Source organism: Thiobacillus sp., from assembly GCF_030696885.1.
Classification (GTDB): Bacteria; Pseudomonadota; Gammaproteobacteria; order Burkholderiales; family Thiobacillaceae; genus Thiobacillus.
The window spans coordinates 33767-51633 of sequence record NZ_JAUYRI010000005.1; the positions used below are offsets into that span (position 1 = coordinate 33767).

Genomic DNA, 17867 nt, shown 5'->3' on the forward strand with positions numbered 1-17867 from the left:
TGGTATCTGTTTGGATCGATTATGCCGTCATTTCGCCGACTCGGGCACCGCGGCAGACAACGGAATGCGCAGGCTGACCTGGGTGCCGCCGCGTTTGGCGGGCAGGACGCTGAGTTCGCCGCCCAGTGCGGCGGCACGCTCGCGCATGCCGAGCAACCCGAAACCCGGCCTGCCCCGCGGCTTGCCGGTCGGCTGGATGCCGCGGCCATTGTCGGTCAGGGTGAGCAGCAGGCTGTCCGGTTCGCGCACCAGCTTGAGTCTGACCCGGGTGGCGTGCGCGTGCTTGGCGACATTGGTCAGCGCTTCCTGCACGATGCGGAAAACGGCGGTGGCGGCATCCGCGTCGAGCGGAACCGGCGCGTCGGGCGCGCTGAACTGGGTGGCGATATCGGTATTGTGGGCAAAGCGCTGCAACTGCCAGTCGATGGCCGCGACGATGCCCAGGTCGAGCGCGGCCGGCCGCAGGTTGGAAGCGATGCGGTGGGCCGCCTCGAAGGTCTGGTCGACCACGCTGTCGAGATAGGCGGCGCGTTCGGCCAGCTTCTGCTGCCCGGGTGGCAACTGCTGCATCAGCCACGACAGGCCGATCTTGATTGCCGTGAGATTTCCGCCGAGGTCGTCATGCACCTCGCGCGCAAGCTTGAGGCGCTCCTGTTCCTTGACGATTTCGACGTGCGCGGCCAGCGCGCTCAACTGTGCCCGCGAGCGCAGGATTTCCGCTTCGGCCTGTTTGCTGTGGGTCACGTTCAGCATGATGCCGTCCCACAGGGTTTCATCTGCAGCAGTGCGCTGGCTGACGCGGATGGCAATCCATTTCACGTCCTTCCAGTCCTTCATCCACAGGCGCCCCACCCAGTTGAAGCTCAGGGGAACGCCGCCCGACGCGTCCAGTCCCGCCAGATAGCTGTCGCGATCTTCCTTCAGGATCAGCTTGAAGAAGCGTTCCGGCCTGGCGCGCAAGGCGGCTGCCGGGATGCCGAGCAGCTGCGCCGATTGTTCGCTGACGTAGCGCAGCGTGGGCGGGGTATCGTGCTTTTGCATGACCTGGAAGGCCATGCCGGGAATGTGCGCCACGATCGCGCGCAGGTCGGAGGCCGAATGCTCCAGCGCCTGCCGCGTGGTTTCGCGCAGGCTGACGTCGTTGGTGATGCAGATGAGCACCGGCTTCTCGCGGTCGTTCGCATAGAGCAGCCGGGTTTCGGCCGGATAGAGCGTGCCGTCCTCGCGGCGCAGGTGCACGTCGAGGGTGGTGCGGCGTTTCTTGCCGTTCTTCAGCAGCGCCAGCAGCGTGCTGAATGAGCGTCCATCCTGCGGCGACATCAGGTCCAGCGGCGTCAGCTTTTGTAGAGCCTTGAGCCCGTATTGCAGGTTGTGCTTGGCAGCCTGGTTGGCCTGGACGATTTTCAGGGTGTCCGCGTCGAACACCAGCACTTCGGTGGTCGTTTCCCGCAGGATCGACAGCAGCAGTTCGCCCTTGTCGTCGGCTATGAATGAACGCATGGTCCTCCTGGTGATTGAATCCCTGAAACGGCAACGAGCCCGCCTGGCTTGAGCGCTCCATTATGGCGGCAAACGGCAGGCCGGCCGGACCCCATTGAAATCCGGTCAATTCCCCCGCATCTACTAAGCTTGAAACGTAGAGGTATTGCCCATGTCTGCCATCCGTCCCGCTGCCGTTGCCGGCCTGTTCTACCCGGATCATCCGGCCGAGCTCAGGCGCACCCTGACCGACCTGCTTGCCCACGCGCAGCCGGGCGCGGCGGCTATCGCGCCCAAGGCGCTGATTGTGCCGCATGCCGGCTATGTTTACTCCGGCGCGGTCGCCGCCAGTGCCTATGCCCGGCTGACGGCGCTGCGCGGCCGGGTACGCCGGGTGGTGCTGCTCGGCCCCACCCATCGCGTCGCGGTACGCGGCCTGGCGCTGCCTGAGGCGGACCGCTTTGCCACCCCGCTGGGCGAGGTGACGCTGGATCAAGCCGGCATGCAGGCCCTGGCCGGGCTGCCGCAGGTGGTCCGCAGCGCGGCGGCGCATCAGATGGAGCATTCGCTGGAAGTGCAGCTGCCCTTCCTGCAGCAGGTGCTGGGCGATTTCCAGCTGCTGCCGCTGGCGGTGGGCGAAGCCACCGCGGCCGAAGTGGCCGAAGTGCTGGAGGCAGTGTGGGGCGGCGACGAGACGCTGATCGTGATCAGCTCCGATTTGTCGCATTTTCTGCCCGACGCGCTCGCCCGCAAAGTGGACGCGGGCACCGTCGATGCCATCCTGGCGCTCGATTCGCATCTCAACCACGAGCAGGCCTGCGGCGCCACGCCGGTCAATGGCCTGCTGCTGGCGGCGAAGCGGCACGGCCTGCATCCGGTGGCGCTCGACGTGCGCAATTCCAGCGACACCGCCGGTGACCCCGAGCGCGTGGTGGGCTATGCGGCTTTCGCGTTCACGGATGAGGCCGACCCCGACCCGCCGGACCCGGACAAGGGCGAAACCCTGCTGAATCTGGCGCGTTCCGAAATCGCCTCGAAGCTGGGGCAGCCGGCGATGCCCCCGGCGCAGACCGGCTGGCTGATGGAGCCCGGTGCGAGCTTCGTCACCCTGACCCGGCAGGGCGAGTTGCGCGGCTGCGTCGGTACGCTGGAAGCGCACCGGCCGCTGGGCGTGGATGTGCAGGAAAACGCCGTGGCGGCGGCATTTCGCGATCCGCGCTTCATGCCGCTGAGCCGTGACGAGTTCGACGCGATCCGCGTCGAAGTGTCGCTGCTGTCGGCCTCCGAGCCGCTGGTGGCGGCGAGTGAAGCGGACGCGCTGGCCGCCTTGCGGCCACACGTCGACGGCGTGGTGTTCGAGTACCGGCATTTCCGGAGCACTTTCTTGCCGCAGGTGTGGGAACAGCTGCCGGACCCGGCCGAATTCCTCGCGCATCTGAAGCGCAAGGCGGGCCTGCCGGTGGCATTCTGGGCGGAGGAGGTGCGGCTGTCGCGCTATACCGTCAGCAAATGGAAGGAGGGGGCCGCATGAGCAGTGTGCCTCGGCACGTGCGAACGTCCGCGAATGCGGCCGCCACCGACGTGCCATTCGATGTCAACAAGGTAAGCGCCGAAGAGGTGGCCGCATGAGCATCCCCGAGTCGCACCATCCGGCGCGCTGGTGGCACGCGCTGCCCGACGGCCGCATCCAGTGCGACCTGTGTCCGCGTGACTGCAAGCTGCACGAGGGCCAGCGCGGCCTGTGCTTCGTGCGCAAGATGGAAGGCGGCCAGATGGTGCTGACCACCTATGGTCGCTCGTCGGGCTTCTGCATCGACCCGATCGAGAAGAAGCCGCTCAACCATTTTTATCCGGGCTCGTCGGTGTTGTCCTTCGGTACCGCCGGTTGCAACCTCGCCTGCAAGTTCTGCCAGAACTGGGACATTTCCAAGTCGCGCGAGACCGACACCCTGGTCGACCGCGCGATGCCGGACGATATCGCCGCGGCCGCCGAGCAAAGCGGCTGCAAGAGCGTGGCCTTCACCTACAACGACCCGGTGATCTTCGCCGAGTACGCGATGGACGTGGCCGATGCCTGCCATGCGCGCGGCCTCCAGACCGTCGCGGTGACCGCCGGCTACATCACCGAGGCGCCCCGCCGCGAATTCTTCGCCAGGATGGACGCCGCCAACGTCGACCTCAAGGGCTTCACCGATGAGTTCTACGTCAAGCTCACCGGTGCGCATCTGCAGCCGGTGCTCGACACGCTGATCTACCTGAAGCGCGAGACGAACGTGTGGTTCGAGATCACGACGCTTTTGATCCCCGGCCACAACGATTCCGACGCCGAACTCTCGGCGCTGAGCGCGTGGATCATGAAAGAACTCGGCCCCGAGGTGCCGCTGCATTTTTCCGCCTTCCACCCCGACTGGAAAATGACCGACGTGCCGCCGACACCGCCGGCCACGCTGACCCGCGCCCGCGAGATCGCGCTGAAAGCCGGGCTGCATTACGTCTATACCGGCAACGTGCACGACACCACCGGCGGCACCACGTTCTGTCCGGGCTGCCACACGCCACTGATTGTGCGCGACTGGTATCGCATCGACGATTACAGGCTCACGCCCGATGGCCATTGTTCGCAGTGCGGCAGCGCCATCGCCGGGCGCTTCGGCGTATTCAGCCACCCCTTCGGCAACCGCCGTATTCCCATCGCCATGCATCGGGAGCACCGCGCATGACGCATGAAGCCCTGGTCCATATTCCGGCCGGGCAGGCTACGGTCGAGGGCATGCTGGTGATTCCCGAGGGCGCCGTCGGCCTGGTGCTGTTCGCCCACGGCAGCGGCTCGTCGCGCCATTCGCCGCGCAATAACTACGTCGCCGGCGAGCTGCGCGCAGCCGGTGTCGGCACGCTGCTGATGGACCTGTTGACGCCGGAGGAGGACCGCGATTATTCCCGCCGTTTTGACATCGGCCTGCTGACGCAGCGCCTGCTCGACGCGGCGCGCTGGGTGGCGGATCAGGACGTAACGAAGGCATTGCCGCTCGGCTTCTTCGGCGCCAGCACCGGTGCCGCCGCCGCACTCGAAGCCGCCGCGGCGCTGGGGGACGCGCCGCGCGCCGTGGTGTCGCGCGGCGGCCGCCCCGATCTGGCGAGCGTGCAGGCGCTGGCGCGGGTGACCGCGCCGACGCTGCTGCTAGTGGGCGGCTACGATGACGGCGTGATCGACCTCAACCAGCAGGCCTACGACCAGCTGCGCTGCAGGAAGGAAATGGTGATCGTTCCCGGCGCAACCCATCTGTTCGAGGAACCCGGCACGCTGGAAGCGGTGGCGATGCGGGCGGCGGGATGGTTTGCCGAATACCTGCCCATAGCGTCGCCCCGGCGCTTGTCCCCGTAGGGGGGAACGCCAGGGTCCAGTTAATCGAGCTGGGCCCCGGCCTGCGTGCTGGCCGCCCGCCCGGCAGCGTGGCAAGATGAGCCTCATGCCTGCCGATCCCGCCCACGCCATCTTCGTTGCCCACGGCCTCACCAAGGTTTACCGCATGGGCGAGGTCGAAGTGCATGCGCTGCGCGGCATCGACCTCACGCTCTATCGCGGCGAACTGGTGGTGCTGCTCGGCCCCTCGGGCAGCGGCAAGTCGACGCTGCTGAACATCCTCGGCGGGCTTGATGCGCCCAGCGGCGGCGAGGTGCGCTATCTCGACCATATGCTGACCGGCGCCTCCGAGGCCGAGTTGACCCGCTTCCGCCGCGAGCACGTCGGCTTCGTGTTCCAGTTCTACAACCTGATTCCCAGCCTCACCGCACGCGAGAACGTCGCCGCGGTGACCGAGATTTCGACCGCCCCGATGCGTCCGGAAGACGCGCTGGCGCTGGTCGGTCTGGGCAGCCGCCTCGATCATTTTCCGGCGCAGCTCTCGGGCGGCGAGCAGCAGCGCGTGGCAATCGCCCGAGCGGTGGCCAAGAATCCGGCGGTGCTGCTGTGCGACGAGCCGACCGGCGCGCTCGATTCGGCCACCGGCGTGGTGGTGCTGGAGGTGCTGGAAAAGGTCAACCGCGAACTCGGCACGCTGACGGTGCTGATCACCCACAACGCCGGCATCGCCGCCATGGCCGACCGCGTGATCCGTCTGTCAGACGGCCAGATCGCGGACATTCACGCCAATACCGAAAAGAAGCGGGCACACGAGTTGAGCTGGTAAGGCCATGCGCGCGCTCGACCGCAAACTCTTTCGCGACCTGTGGCACCTGCGCGGCCAGGTGCTGGCGATTGCCGCGGTGATCATGGGCGGCATCGCTACCCTGGTGATGTCGTTGTCCACCTACGAGTCGCTGACCGTGACGCGCGACCGCTTCTACAGCGAGTATCGCTTTGCCGAGGTGTTCGCCAGCCTCAAGCGCGCGCCGGAACCCGTCGCCGAGCGGCTTGCCGCGCTGCCCGGGGTGGAGCGCGTGGAAACGCGGGTGCGGGCCGGGGTCAAGCTGGAGGTGGCGGGCTTTTCCGATCCCATCACCGGCCTCCTGCTGTCGCTGCCGGACGCGGGCGAACCGCTGCTGAATGCGCTGCATCTGCGACGCGGGCGCATGGTGCAGCCGTGGAGCACGGACGAAGTGGTGCTGTCCGACACCTTCGCCGATGCGCACGGTTTCCAGCCGGGCGACACGCTCGCCGCGATCATCAACGGCAAGCGCAAGCAGCTCACCGTGGTGGGGGTCGCGGTGTCGCCGGAATACGTCTACCAGATTGCGCCCGGCTCGATGTTTCCGGATTTCAAGCGCTACGGCGTGCTGTGGATGGGTCGCAATGCGCTGGCCGCAGCCTATGACATGGAAGGCGCATTCAACCAGGTGAGCCTGACGCTGGCGCGCGACGCCATCGAGGCGGACGTGATCGACCGCGTCGACGCGGTGCTGGCAAGCAACGGCGGCACCGGTGCCTACGGGCGCGCGGACCAGTTTTCCAACCGCTTTCTCTCCGAGGAGCTGAAGCAGTTGCAGACCATGGCCACGGTGTTTCCCGCCATTTTCCTCGGCGTCGCCGCCTTCCTGCTCAACGTGGTGCTAAGCCGGCTGATCGCGCTGCAGCGAGACCAGATCGCCATCCTCAAGGCGTTCGGCTATCCCTACCTGTCGATCGGCGTGCACTACGTCAAGCTGGTGCTGCTGATGGCGGTGCTCGGCGTCGCCGGCGGCGTGGCGCTCGGCGCCTGGTTCGGTCAGGGACTGTCCAACGTGTACATGGAAACGACATTCCGCTTTCCCTATCTCGACTACCGGCTCAATGCCGGCGTGATCGGGGTCGCTTTCGGCGTCACCGCGCTGGCGGCGGTCAGCGGCACGCTGTTTTCGGTGGCGCGCGCGGTGCGGCTGCCCGCGGCCGAGGGCATGCGGCCGGAAATGCCCGAGGCCTACCGCAGCACGCTGGTCGAGCGCATCGGCCTGCAGCGGTGGTTTGCCGCGCCGACGCGGATGATCCTGCGCCACATCGAGCGGCGCCCGCTGAAATCGCTGCTGACCGTGCTCGGCATCGCCTGCGCCTGTGCGCTGATGATGGTGGGCAACTACCAGCGAGGCGCGATCGATTTCATCGTCGACGTGCAGTTCAACCAGGCTGCGCGCGAGGACCTGGCGCTGTCCTTCATCGAGCCGACGTCCGGCCGTGCGCTGCACGAGCTGGCGGCGCTGCCGGGGGTCGACTACGTGGAAGGCTTTCGCGACGTGCCGGCGGTGCTGCGCTTCGGGCCCTACCGGCATCGCGCCGCGATTTTCGGCATCCAGCCGGAGGGTCGGCTGCATCGCTCGCTCGACAGCAATCTGCAGCCGGTGGCGGTGCCGCCGGGCGGCGTGGTGCTGACCGACCACCTGGCGAACGAAATCCTGCACGTCAAGCCGGGCGACATGCTGACGGTGGAAGTGCTCGAAGGCCGCCGCCCGGTGCTGCAGGTGCCGGTGCTCGGCATCACCAAACAGTTTCTCGGCGTCTCGGCCTACATGCAGCAGGATTCGCTGAATGCGCTGATGCGCGAGGGCAGCACGGTGTCTGGCGCGTATCTCGCGGTGCAGCCGGGCATGGAAACCGAGCTCTACGCGCGGTTGCACGAACGCCCGCGCGTGCTCGGCATGGTCGCCAACAAGGCGGCGATCCAGAGCTTCTACGCCACCATCGGCGAATTCATCCTGTTCTACAACCTGATTGCCACGCTGCTCGCCGGCGCGATCGGCTTCGGTGTCGTCTACAACAGCGCGCGCATCGCGCTGTCGGAGCGCGGCCGCGAACTCGCCAGCCTGCGCGTGCTGGGCTTCACCCGTGGCGAGATCGCCTATATCCTCTTGGGAGAATTGGCGCTGCTGACACTGGCGGCGATATCGGTCGGTTTCGTGGTCGGCATCGGGCTGATCGGCATTCTTGTGATGGCGTTCCAGAACGAGCTCTACCGGCTGCCGCTGATCCTGACGCCGGAAAACTACGCCATGGGGGCGGCGGTGGTCATCGTGTCCGCGCTGCTCTCCGGTCTGCTGATGTGGGTGCGGCTGGGCCGACTCGACTTGGTGGCCGTTCTCAAGACACGCGAATAAACAGGACAGGCATGCAAACACGCGCAAAAATTGGAATGCTGGCGACGGCCGTCATTGTGGCGGCCGGCATCGCGTTTGGCCTGATGCCGCGCGCAGTGCCTGTCGATCTGGCCGAGGTGACGCGCGCGCCGCTCGCGGTGACGGTGGAAGAGGAAGGCAAGACGCGCGTCATGGAGCGCTATCAGGTGACCGCGCCGGTGGCCGGCTACGCGCGCCGCAGCGGCCTCAAGGCGGGGGATGCGGTTGCGGCCGGGCAGGTGCTCTCGGTGATCGAACCGCTGCGCGCGGTGGCGCTCGATCCGCGCACCCGCGCGCAGGCACAGGCGCAGGTGAGCGCCGCGCAGGCCGCGCTGGCGGTGGCCGGGCAGAATGCTGCCGCCGCTACGGCAGCGGCGCAACTGGCGCAGCAGGAACGCAGCCGCGCCGAATCCCTGCGCGAATCGAATTTCATTTCCGCGCAGGCGCTCGATACCGCGCGCACGGCAGAAACCCGCGCCCGTGCCGTGCAGCAGGCCGCAGCGCATTCGGTCCGGGTGGCGCGTTTCGAGCTCGACACCGCGCGCGCCGCGGTCGCCAGCACAAGCAGCTTGCAGAGCGGCGGCGCGGCCGATGTGCTGCAGGTGCGCGCACCGGTGGCGGCCCGCGTGCTGAAGCTGCTGCAGGAAAGCGAGGGCGCGGTGGCGGCCGGCCAGCCGCTGCTCGAAATCGGCAATCCAGACAGCCTCGAAGTCGAGGTCGAGGTGTTATCCACCCACGCGGTGAAAATCGCTCCCGGTTCCAAAGTCATCCTCGACCGTTGGGGCGGCGAGGCGGCCCTGGCGGGCACGGTGCGGGTGGTCGAGCCGAGCGGCTTCACCAAGATTTCGGCGCTCGGCGTGGAGGAACAGCGGGTGCGCGTGATCGTCGATTTCGCCGCGCCGCGCGAGGCCTGGCAGGCGCTGGGCGACGGCTACCGGGTGGAAGCCCGCTTCGTGCTGTGGGAGGCCGACGAGGTGTTGCAGTTGCCGACCAGCGCGCTGTTCCGTCATGGTGAAGGCTGGGCCGTGTTCACGGTGGACGCCGGCCGCGCCCGCCTGACGCCGGTCGAGGCCGGACAGCGCGCCGGGCTGGCCACCCAGGTGCTGTCGGGGCTTGCAGCCGGCACCCGCGTGATCAGCCACCCGGACGACAAGATCGGCGAGGGCACGCGGGTGAAACCGCGTTAAATGCGCGTCAACTGACCGGCGAAGTCTGTTTCAGTATGGCCTCGACTTCGCTGTCGTCGACCTGCGGAAAGTCCGCATAAAACTGCCCGACCGCCTGAAAGTACGGCGGTGTCTCCAGACACACCACCTCGTCGGCATACTCCCGGATTCTTTCCAGCGTATCCGGCGGCGCCACCGGCACCGCACAGATCAGGCGTGCCGGCCTTTTTGCCTGCAGTGCATGCAGCGCGGAAATCATGGTTGCGCCGGTGGCCAGGCCATCGTCTACCACGATCACGATCCGCCCTGCCGGATCGATCGGCGTCCGCAGCGGCGTATAGCGCGCGCGCCGCTGGCGGATGGTTTCCAGTTGCGCCTGCTTCTCCTGCTTCAGGTAGGCGGCGGTGCCGCCGGCCGCTTCGGCGTGGTCCGCCAGATAGATCCAGCCCGATTCGTCGATCGAACCGATCGCGAATTCCGGATTGAACGGCGCGCGCAGCTTGCGTACCAGCACCACGTCGAGCTCGCCCTCCAGCGCCTGTGCCAGCCGCTGGCCCATAGGTACTGCCCCGCGCGGGATCGCGAGGATCAGCGGATGCCGGCCTTGGTAGGCTTTCAAGGCTTCAGCGAGCCGGTCGGCGGCCTCGCGGCGATTGGTGAATGGCATGACGGTCCTTGGTGCGCTGGATATCTTCATAGTAGACCCGGCGGCGGGTTTGCAGACGCGGCATCAGGTGGCTGGACGGGCAGCGTGAAATGGAAGATGGCACCCTGTCCCGGCGCAGCCTCGGCCCAGATGCGCCCCCCGTGGCGATGGATGATGCGCTGCACCGTGGCCAGCCCGATGCCGGTGCCCTCGAACTCGGCACGGTGATGCAGGCGCTGGAAGGCGCCGAACAGCTTGCCGGCGTGGACCATGTCGAAGCCGACGCCGTTATCGCGAACGAAGTAGACCGTCTGGCCATCCTGCTGCAGGAGTCCGAATGTGATTTTGGCGTGAGGCGTTTTGGCGCTGTATTTCCAGGCGTTGCCCAACAGGTTGGCGAGCGCCGCATGAAGCAGTTGCGCATCGCCCCAGGCGCCCAATCCGGGCGTGATGTCGATGGCAACCTGGCGCGCCGGTTCGGCAACGGCGAGCTCGGCCAGAATCTCGTGCGCCATGGCGCTCAAATCCAGCGAGCCTGGCTTCAGGGGCTTGCGGCCAATGCGCGAGAGCTGCAGCATGGCATCGATCAGCGCGGACATGCGCTGCGTGCCGCCGCGGATCCGCTGCAGGTAGTCCTGGCCGGTGGCATCGAGCTTGCCGGCGTAGTCCTCGGTCAGTGCCAGGGCAAAACCGTCAACCGCACGCAGGGGCGAGCGCAGGTCATGCGAGACCGAGTAGTTGAAGGCTTCGAGTTCGCGGTTGGCGATATCCATCGCATCGGTGCGCGCCCTGACCAGTTCCTCGAGGTGTTCGCGATGCAGCTGTAGCTCGGCCTCGGCACGTTTGCGTTCGCTGATGTCGACATCCATGCAGACGAAGATCGGCTCGTTCACATTGCCCGGGATCTGGAACAGGGTGTAAATCACGCATATTTTTTCACCCTGTCTGTTTTGCATGTTGATTTCAGCGGGCCCGTAGGGCATGCCCTGTTGTTCGATTCCAGCGATGGCGTCGAGAAAACCGCTGAACTGCTCGGGCGTATACAGAAAATCGCGCAGGGTCTTGCCCATCGCCTGCGCGGCCGGGACGCCATACAACTGTTCGGACGCCTTGTTCCAGTACAGCACGTGGCCGTCGCGGTCATACCATTGAACGGCCACGCCGGGCGTATTGTCGAGCGTTGCGCGCAGGCGCTCCTCGCTGGCCCGCAGCGCCGCTTCGGTCTGCTTGCGCGCGCTGATGTCGCGGGCAACTGCCAGCGCGAAATCGCGGCCGTCGGCGTGGAACAGTCCGATGCGCACCTCGACCGGAAACATCGTTCCGTCTTTGCGACGATGCCGGCCTTCCAGTGTCACAGGCGTGCCGGGCTGCATGGTGGCCCAGGTTGCCATAGAGTTCGCCGGGCTTATTGCGATTTCGATATCGGCCACGCGCATCCGCATCAGCTCGTCGCGCGAGTAGCCCAGCTCGCGGCAGGCCTGCTGGTTGACATCGACGATTTGGCCCTGGGTGTCGTGCAGGTAAATCGCGTCGGTGGCCTGCTCCGCCAGGATCCGAAAGCGCGCTTCCGAGGCCACGAGCGCACTGCGGCTCGCATGCAGCTCACCGCTCAGCGTCGCGCTCATCAGCACGACCAGCGCAATGAAACCGAATTCCAGGGTATGCATTAAATTGAGGTAACCGGCATTGACCGCAATGCTGAGCAGGATGGAAATGAAGAACAGACCGAGCGCGATCGCCAGCATGACGGCGCGCCGGCGAACCCCATGGCGGAACTGGCGGACGCAGCCGTACACGGCGTGGGCCAACACCAGGGCCACCGCAGCCGACGCCATCGCAAGGGCGGTACCACTCCCTCCAACGCTCAGATCGACGATCGTCTCGCCCCACGGCAGTACGCGCTGCTGCAGCATCGGCAATTCGTCGTAATAAAGTCCGTAGGGTCGTATCCAGTGAACCAGGATCAGTCCCGCGAATGCAAGGCTGAGGAGGCGACAGGGCAGGCCCGTCCGCATGCCCGTATAGAGCGCGACAAACCATGGCAGCAGGCCCAGTATCAGCCCTGCCAGCGTTTGCTGGATGCGGCGAAACTGAACCAGCGTCTGCGGCGAGTCGGCGTGATACAGGTTGATCTGGTTGAGCGCATAGCCGCTGACGAGCAGGCACATCAGGGCGAACAGCAGGTGCAGGGCATGCCGGGGCTGCTGCAGGCCGACCCACAGATGGTGGACCGTGGCGTATAAACATACGCCCGCGAGTACGGCCAGGGTGGTCTGCAGCATGCCTTCCATGGTGCGTCTCCTCAGCGCCCTATCCGTGCGCTTTGCTGTCGCGGGTTGCCGGGGTGCGTCATGGGAGTCATGCCGGCAGTTTCGCCGCCGCAGGCGTGAGCGGCAGCGTGAAATGGAAGGTCGCGCCCTGATCGGGCATGGCCCGCGCCCATATCTGCCCGCCGTGGCGGCGAATGATGCGCTGCACCGTGGCAAGACCGATGCCGGTACCCGGGTAGTCCGAGCCGTGCAGGCGCTGGAAAGGCATGAAGAGCTTGCTGGCGTAACGCATGTCGAAGCCGGTGCCGTTGTCGCGTACGAAAAACACCGTTTGCCCTTCGCGCACATGCTTGTCGAATTCGATCCGCGCGTTTTCCCGGTGCGACGTGTATTTCCAGGCATTACCAAGCAGGTTGTCGAGCACGATGGCCATCAGCTGCCGGTCGGCGTGAGCGTGTAGACCTTCACCGATGCGGATGTCCACACTGCGCTGCGGATCGGTCATGGCCAGGCGTTGCAGGCTGTCGCGGGCCAGCGCGCCGAGGTCGATGTCGGTTGGGTGCAGGCCCTGGTGCGTCATCTGCGCCAGTCCCAGCAGGTCGTCGATCAGCTGGCCCATGCGCTGCGCCGCCGCACGCGTGCGCGCGAGGTACTGCTGTGCGGTGGGGTCCAGCACGGCGGCATAGTCTTCACTTAGCAGCAGGCTGAACCCATCGATCGCGCGCAGTGGCGTGCGCAGATCGTGCGAGACCGAATAGCTGAACGACTCCAGCTCGCGGATGGCGGATTCGAGCTCCCCCGTACGCTGCTGCAGTTCACGCTCCTTCTGCTCGCGCGCGGCGACCTGGTCTTCCAGCGGGCGGATGGCCGTGCGTTGCAGGATGCTCCACATCACCCATCCGAGCACCGTCACCAGCAGTGCGCCGGTGAGCGCGGCATTGCGTGCGATGGTCGATACGCCCTGTTCGCGGGCGGACACATCGGTGATCGCATGCAGGGTCAGCAATTGGCGGCCGTTGAATTCGACCGGCAGGTCGACCGCCAGCGTGTTTTCCACGGTATCGCGGTTCTGCGCGTTGGCCAGCGTGTAGCCGTTGGGCGTGACCGCTGCGATTTTCATCGGTTCCGGGCGCCGTTGTACCCAGGCATCGACCAGGCGTTCGACCGTCGCGTAGTCGGAGCGCAGCAGCGGCTCGATGGCCAGTTCGCCCAGCAGGGCGAGCTCGGTCTGGAATTTCGCATTCGAATCGTCACGCAGAAAGCGTCCCTGCAGCATGCCCACCACAAAGCCGGTGGCGGTCACGAGCAGCGCCAGCGAGAGCACGAAGATGAGCAGGGCGCGCCGGTTGGCAGCGCGGTGAGCATGACGGCCGGACATCAGTCGCGCACGCCCAGTTCGTGGAGTTTTTTCAGGACGGCACGCAGCGAGTCATAGTCGCTGTCCTGTACCGGTACCAGGGCATTGATGCCGGCGGTGACGGCCTGCAGCGCCTCGCGCCCTTTCGGGTCCCGATGCATGGCCAGCATGATGCCGCGCAGCTTGCTGACGAGCGCCGGCGACATGGTGCTGCTGGCGACGAACAGGTGGTCTGACATGGGCGCCGAGGTGGCGATCGCGCGCAGGCCGCGTTTTTCATACTGATAGAACACGTCTTCCTTGACCGCGCCGGCATCGAATTCGCCGGCCAGCACGCCGAGCGCAATATTGACGTGATCGCCGACGAAGCGGTAACCGGCCAGACGGTCGACTGTGATCCCCGCCTGCCAGAGCTGGTAGCGCGGCACCAGATGGCCCATGGTCGACTTGGGATCGCCGAAGGCGAAACGCTTGCCGTCCAGTCCGGCCAGATCCTTCACCGGGCTATCGGCGCGCACGAAAATCTTGCTGTGAAAAACGGGCTTATCGCCGATCCGTTGGCGCGCCAGCAGGGGTCGCTCGCCATGGGCGTCGCGCAGCTTCACATAGAGGCTTGGCCCGAGGTAGGCGATGTCGTAGGCGTTCTGTCCGGTGGCGTCGATGTGCGCCTGGTAATCCTGCGAGACGCGCAGCGTGACGGGTTGCCCGAGCTTGTTGCTCAGATACTGTGTCAGGGGGGCGAAGGCATCGACCACCCGGGTGGCGGGCTTGAAGGGGTGCACGCCGAGCACCAGCTCAGCCTGGGCCGGGCCGGACAGCCAGAGTGCGGTGAGGGCAATCAGCCAGATGTGTCTGCTCATGTGTCGCTCCATCTTGCGTGTGCGGTTCAGTCGCTGCGTGTTTCCAGGATGGCATCCGGGCGGGCAGGCGGGTCAAGCGTGAAATGAAAACGGGCGCCCCGGTCCGGTTTCGCTTCGGCCCATACCCGGCCGCCATGGCGGTGGACGATGCGGCGCACCGTGGCCAGCCCGACGCCGGTGCCCTCGAATTCGTCACGCCGGTGCAGTCGCTGAAAGGCGCCAAACAGCTTGTCGGCGTATTGCATGTCGAAGCCTGTACCGTTGTCGCACACCCGGAATACGGTTTCGCCGTCCCGCTGCGAGGCATCAAAAACGATCTGCGCGGCGGCGGTCTTGCCAGTGTATTTCCAGGCGTTACCGAGCAGATTTTCCAGCATGATGCGGAGCAGGCCGGGGTCGCCGACTGCATGCAGGCCGGGCGCGATGTCGACACGTACGTCGCGCGCGGGGTCCTGCCGGCGCAGCTGCGCGACGACTGCTTCGGCCATGCTGCCGAGGTCGACTGGCTCCGGCTGCAACGGCGCCTGGGTGACGCGCGACAGCTTCAGCATGTCGTCGATCAGCGTGCCCATGTGCTGGGCGCTGTTGCGCACGCGCTGCAGGTAATCCTTGCCGGTAGTGTCGATCAGCCCGGCGTAGTCCTCCAGCAGAGCGCGGCTGAAGCCATCGATCGCGCGCAAGGGCGCGCGCAGGTCGTGCGATACCGAATAGGAAAACGCCTTCAGCTCCTGGTTGGCTGCTTCGAGTTCGGCGGTGCGCTGCATCACGCGCTGTTCGAGTGAGGCATTGAGCTCGCGCAGGCGGTCGGTGACATCCTTGCGATCGAGCTCTGCCGCCACGCGGGTGGCGAAGACGCCGAGCAGCGGCGCCGTCCAGCGCGTCAACAGCATGGGCTTGGTGTCCATCACGGTGATGAGGCCCCGCATCCGTCCGCTGGACGAGACGAGTGGCGTGCCGAAGTAGCTTTCGACCCCCATCTGGGCCAACATCGTGTCGTCGGGATAGAGCCGGGCCGCATCGCGCGGGATCAGTTCCTTGCGCAGATCGAGGATGTCCTTGCACGGCGTGCCTTCCAGCGTGTAGTCGAAGTTGGGGGCCAACCCATCGTTGGCCCACACCGCCAGGGTGCGCACGTCCTCCCCGCTGTCGAGCAGCAGGCCGATGAAGGCATAGCGCGCGCCGTAGGCCTGGGCGAGGTTGCGCACGCAGCGCTGGAACAGATCGTCCGGATCGTCTGCACTGGTGGTGCGTGCCAGAAACTCCATCACCGTCTGCGCCTGTTTTTGTTCGCTGATGTCGAACAGAAAACCCTGCAGGTGCGTCGGGCCCTCGGTTCCACCGATGACGTTGACGTGGTCGCGCAACCATACCGTGCGGCCGTCGGCTGCCAGCATGCGGTATTCGATCTCGTGGTCTTCGCCGCGGCGGGCGGCCTCGAAGCAGAAGCGCGGCGCCCATTCGCGGTCGTCGGGGTGTATGTGCGCCTGCCAGAAGCCCGGCTCGAGCCAGGCCTCGGCCGGGTGGCCGAGTATGGCCTCGATCTGCGGGTCGATATGGGTGTAGCGGTCTTCGGCGAGATCGTATTTCCAGGGGATCGCGCGGGCGGAATTCAGCAGGCTGCGGTAGCGCGGCGGTACCGTTGAGTCAGGTGAGTGGCTGTCTATCGGCGATGCCGCTGCATCCTGCGCGTCCATGCCCGGGGTGGGCGCGTTCGGGTGTTTTCCTGCGTGAATGCGTGCTGACATGAGAGCGCTCCTGCAGACTGCACTTCTGGGCATGAGGGTCTGTCCGCCGCACGGCAGACAGACCGGAGTTCAATTGACCGGCAACGGCTCCGGCCGGTGGATACCATATCCTTGCGCATAGTCCACGCCGATTTCGACCAGGCGCGCACGCAGGGCCTCCGACTCCACGAATTCGGCAATCGTCGTGAGGCCGGCTACGTGGCCGATGTTGTTGATGGCCTCGACGATCGATGCATCCATGGGATCGTCCAGCATGTCGCGGACGAAGCCGCCGTCGATCTTCAGATAATCGGCGTGCAGGGCTTTCAGGTAGGAAAACGAACTCAGGCCGGCGCCAAAATCGTCGAGCGCGACGCGGCAGCCGAGCGTCTTGACGCCATCGATGAAGGCGAGCGCATGGTTGAGGTTGGAGATCGCCGCGGTTTCGGTGATTTCGAAGCAGACGCTGGCGGCCGGGATGCCATGCTGTTCCAGCTGGTCCTTCACAAAGGCGAGAAAATGCTCGTCGTTCAGCGTTGCGCCGGACAGGTTGATGAAGGCCAGCCCCTTGTCGAGCTCGGGTGCGGCAGCGCGGCAGGAAGAGAGGTGGCTCAGGCAATGTGCGACGACCCAGCGATCCATCGCCGGCATCAGGCCGTAGCGTTCGGCGGCGGGGATGAAGGTGCCGGGCAGGATCAGGCGACTGTTGCCCGGCTCGCGCATCCGTAGCAGGAACTCACAGCATTCGGCCGGGTGGGCGCCGTTCAGCGCAACGATGCGTTGATGGTGCAACTCGAAGAAATCGGTTTCCAGCGCGCGGTTGATGCGGTTGACCCATTCCATTTCGCCATGGCGCTGGCGCAGCTCGACGTCGTCCGGCAGGTAGAGCTGGATCCGGTTTCGCCCCTTGTCCTTGGCGGCATAGCAGGCCATGTCGGCCTGGCGTAGCGCATCGCCGAGGGTGAGGCCGGGATGGTCGAGCATCACCATGCCGAGGCTGGCACCAATGTTGAAGTTCTTGTCCTGCCAGATGAAACGGAAGTCGCGCACCAGTTCGAGCATGCGTTCGCCGATGCGCCGGGCCTGATCCGGTGGGCAATCCAGCAGCAGCACGCCGAACTCGTCGCCGCCCAGGCGGGCCAGGGTGTCGGCACCGCGGATGGGCTCCTTGAGCAGGGTGGCGACCTGGCGCAGCAACTCGTCGCCGGCCACATGGCCGCAGGTGTCGTTGATGATCTTGAACTGGTCCAAGTCGACGTAGAGCAGGGCATGGCTATGGCCATGCTCGGTGGTTTCGAGCGCACGCCGTAGTTGGTGCTCGAATTCGAAGCGGTTGTTGAGCCCGGTCAGCGCATCGTGGAAGGCCATATGCTCGATGGCCTGGCGCGCCTGTCGATGCGCCTGGCGGGTCTTGGCGTCGCGCAGTTCGCGCTGGATGGCCGGCGCCAGCCGGGCCAGATTGCCTTTCATGATGTAGTCGTGGGCGCCGCCCCGCATCGCGGCCACGGCGATGTCTTCGCCGATGCTGCCGGACACGATGATGATCGGTAGGTCGACATCGCGTTCGCGCACGATGGCGAGCGTTTCATCCGAATTGAAACCCGACATGTTGTGGTCGGTGATAACGACATCCCACTCGCCCTCGTCCAGCGCCGAGCGCAGGCCGGCTTGCGTGTCGACGCGAACATGCTCGAGGGTGAAGCCGTTTCTCGACAGCTCCCGCACCACCAGCAGGGCGTCGTCCTCGGAGTCCTCGACCAGCAGCAGGCGCAGGGGCTGGTTCATG

General features: G+C 66.0%; 13 protein-coding genes. 6 read left to right on the forward strand and 7 right to left on the reverse strand.

The window, feature by feature from the left end; all coding sequences use genetic code 11:
- Positions 1-27: 27 nt before the first annotated feature.
- The gene (locus tag Q8R61_RS01215; RefSeq protein WP_305533487.1) at positions 28-1500 is read right to left on the reverse strand and encodes an ATP-binding protein; all 1473 of its coding nucleotides are present in this window, start codon (positions 1498-1500) and stop codon (positions 28-30) included.
- Between the two features lie 151 nt (positions 1501-1651).
- Between Q8R61_RS01215 and amrB the strand changes: the two genes are divergently transcribed.
- The 6 genes from amrB to Q8R61_RS01245 all read left to right on the forward strand — a co-directional run bounded on the left by amrB (position 1652) and on the right by Q8R61_RS01245 (position 9245).
- Positions 1652-3010, forward strand: coding sequence for an AmmeMemoRadiSam system protein B (gene amrB, locus Q8R61_RS01220; RefSeq protein ID WP_305533488.1), 1359 nt, complete (start codon positions 1652-1654; stop codon positions 3008-3010).
- 94 nt (positions 3011-3104) lie between these two features.
- Positions 3105-4199, forward strand: a complete 1095-nt coding sequence (gene amrS, locus Q8R61_RS01225; protein WP_305533489.1) for an AmmeMemoRadiSam system radical SAM enzyme — start codon at positions 3105-3107, stop codon at positions 4197-4199.
- Positions 4196-4861 carry a dienelactone hydrolase family protein gene (locus tag Q8R61_RS01230; RefSeq protein ID WP_305533490.1) on the forward strand — a complete coding sequence of 222 codons (666 nt, stop codon included), beginning with the start codon at positions 4196-4198 and terminating at the stop codon, positions 4859-4861. The genes amrS and Q8R61_RS01230 overlap by 4 nt, the downstream gene beginning before the upstream one ends.
- Positions 4862-4946: 85 nt before the next feature.
- Positions 4947-5666 carry an ABC transporter ATP-binding protein gene (locus tag Q8R61_RS01235; RefSeq protein WP_371133540.1) on the forward strand — a complete coding sequence of 240 codons (720 nt, stop codon included), beginning with the start codon at positions 4947-4949 and terminating at the stop codon, positions 5664-5666.
- Between the two features lie 4 nt (positions 5667-5670).
- On the forward strand, positions 5671-8040 hold the full coding sequence (locus tag Q8R61_RS01240) for an ABC transporter permease (RefSeq protein WP_305533492.1): 2370 nt from the start codon (positions 5671-5673) through the stop codon (positions 8038-8040).
- Between the two features lie 11 nt (positions 8041-8051).
- Positions 8052-9245, forward strand: coding sequence for an efflux RND transporter periplasmic adaptor subunit (locus Q8R61_RS01245; RefSeq protein ID WP_305533493.1), 1194 nt, complete (start codon positions 8052-8054; stop codon positions 9243-9245).
- A gap of 7 nt (positions 9246-9252) precedes the next feature.
- Here the strand turns inward: Q8R61_RS01245 and Q8R61_RS01250 are convergent, their stop codons facing one another.
- The 6 genes from Q8R61_RS01250 to Q8R61_RS01275 all read right to left on the reverse strand — a co-directional run bounded on the left by Q8R61_RS01250 (position 9253) and on the right by Q8R61_RS01275 (position 17866).
- Positions 9253-9891, reverse strand: coding sequence for a phosphoribosyltransferase (locus Q8R61_RS01250; protein WP_305533494.1), 639 nt, complete (start codon positions 9889-9891; stop codon positions 9253-9255).
- 26 nt (positions 9892-9917) lie between these two features.
- The gene (locus Q8R61_RS01255) at positions 9918-12161 is read right to left on the reverse strand and encodes a PAS domain S-box protein (RefSeq protein WP_305533495.1); all 2244 of its coding nucleotides are present in this window, start codon (positions 12159-12161) and stop codon (positions 9918-9920) included.
- Between the two features lie 67 nt (positions 12162-12228).
- Entirely contained in the window at positions 12229-13518 is a 1290-nt protein-coding gene (locus Q8R61_RS01260) for an ATP-binding protein (RefSeq protein ID WP_305533496.1), read from the reverse strand.
- Positions 13518-14357: a phosphate/phosphite/phosphonate ABC transporter substrate-binding protein gene (gene phnD, locus Q8R61_RS01265; protein ID WP_305533497.1), complete on the reverse strand. Its 840-nt coding sequence runs from the start codon at positions 14355-14357 to the stop codon at positions 13518-13520. Before phnD ends, Q8R61_RS01260 begins: the two co-directional genes overlap by 1 nt.
- Before the next feature lie 26 nt (positions 14358-14383).
- Positions 14384-16102: an ATP-binding protein gene (locus tag Q8R61_RS01270; protein WP_305533498.1), complete on the reverse strand. Its 1719-nt coding sequence runs from the start codon at positions 16100-16102 to the stop codon at positions 14384-14386.
- Positions 16103-16171: 69 nt separating this feature from the next.
- Positions 16172-17866: a GGDEF domain-containing response regulator gene (locus Q8R61_RS01275; RefSeq protein WP_305533499.1), complete on the reverse strand. Its 1695-nt coding sequence runs from the start codon at positions 17864-17866 to the stop codon at positions 16172-16174.
- Position 17867 lies beyond the last annotated feature (1 nt).

What these genes read in the sequence shown, in the direction of transcription:
- Q8R61_RS01255 (WP_305533495.1), bottom strand. Translation starts at nt 12,161, where the DNA reads ATGGAAGGCATGCTGCAGACCACCCTGGCCGTACTCGCGGGCGTATGT.
- phnD (WP_305533497.1), bottom strand. Translation starts at nt 14,357, where the DNA reads ATGAGCAGACACATCTGGCTGATTGCCCTCACCGCACTCTGGCTGTCC.
- amrB (WP_305533488.1), top strand. Translation starts at nt 1,652, where the DNA reads ATGTCTGCCATCCGTCCCGCTGCCGTTGCCGGCCTGTTCTACCCGGAT.
- amrS (WP_305533489.1), top strand. Translation starts at nt 3,105, where the DNA reads ATGAGCATCCCCGAGTCGCACCATCCGGCGCGCTGGTGGCACGCGCTG.
- Q8R61_RS01250 (WP_305533494.1), bottom strand. Translation starts at nt 9,891, where the DNA reads ATGCCATTCACCAATCGCCGCGAGGCCGCCGACCGGCTCGCTGAAGCC.
- Q8R61_RS01245 (WP_305533493.1), top strand. Translation starts at nt 8,052, where the DNA reads ATGCAAACACGCGCAAAAATTGGAATGCTGGCGACGGCCGTCATTGTG.
- Q8R61_RS01230 (WP_305533490.1), top strand. Translation starts at nt 4,196, where the DNA reads ATGACGCATGAAGCCCTGGTCCATATTCCGGCCGGGCAGGCTACGGTC.
- Q8R61_RS01235 (WP_371133540.1), top strand. Translation starts at nt 4,947, where the DNA reads ATGCCTGCCGATCCCGCCCACGCCATCTTCGTTGCCCACGGCCTCACC.
- Q8R61_RS01270 (WP_305533498.1), bottom strand. Translation starts at nt 16,102, where the DNA reads ATGTCAGCACGCATTCACGCAGGAAAACACCCGAACGCGCCCACCCCG.
- Q8R61_RS01260 (WP_305533496.1), bottom strand. Translation starts at nt 13,518, where the DNA reads ATGTCCGGCCGTCATGCTCACCGCGCTGCCAACCGGCGCGCCCTGCTC.
- Q8R61_RS01215 (WP_305533487.1), bottom strand. Translation starts at nt 1,500, where the DNA reads ATGCGTTCATTCATAGCCGACGACAAGGGCGAACTGCTGCTGTCGATC.
- Q8R61_RS01240 (WP_305533492.1), top strand. Translation starts at nt 5,671, where the DNA reads ATGCGCGCGCTCGACCGCAAACTCTTTCGCGACCTGTGGCACCTGCGC.
- Q8R61_RS01275 (WP_305533499.1), bottom strand. Translation starts at nt 17,866, where the DNA reads ATGAACCAGCCCCTGCGCCTGCTGCTGGTCGAGGACTCCGAGGACGAC.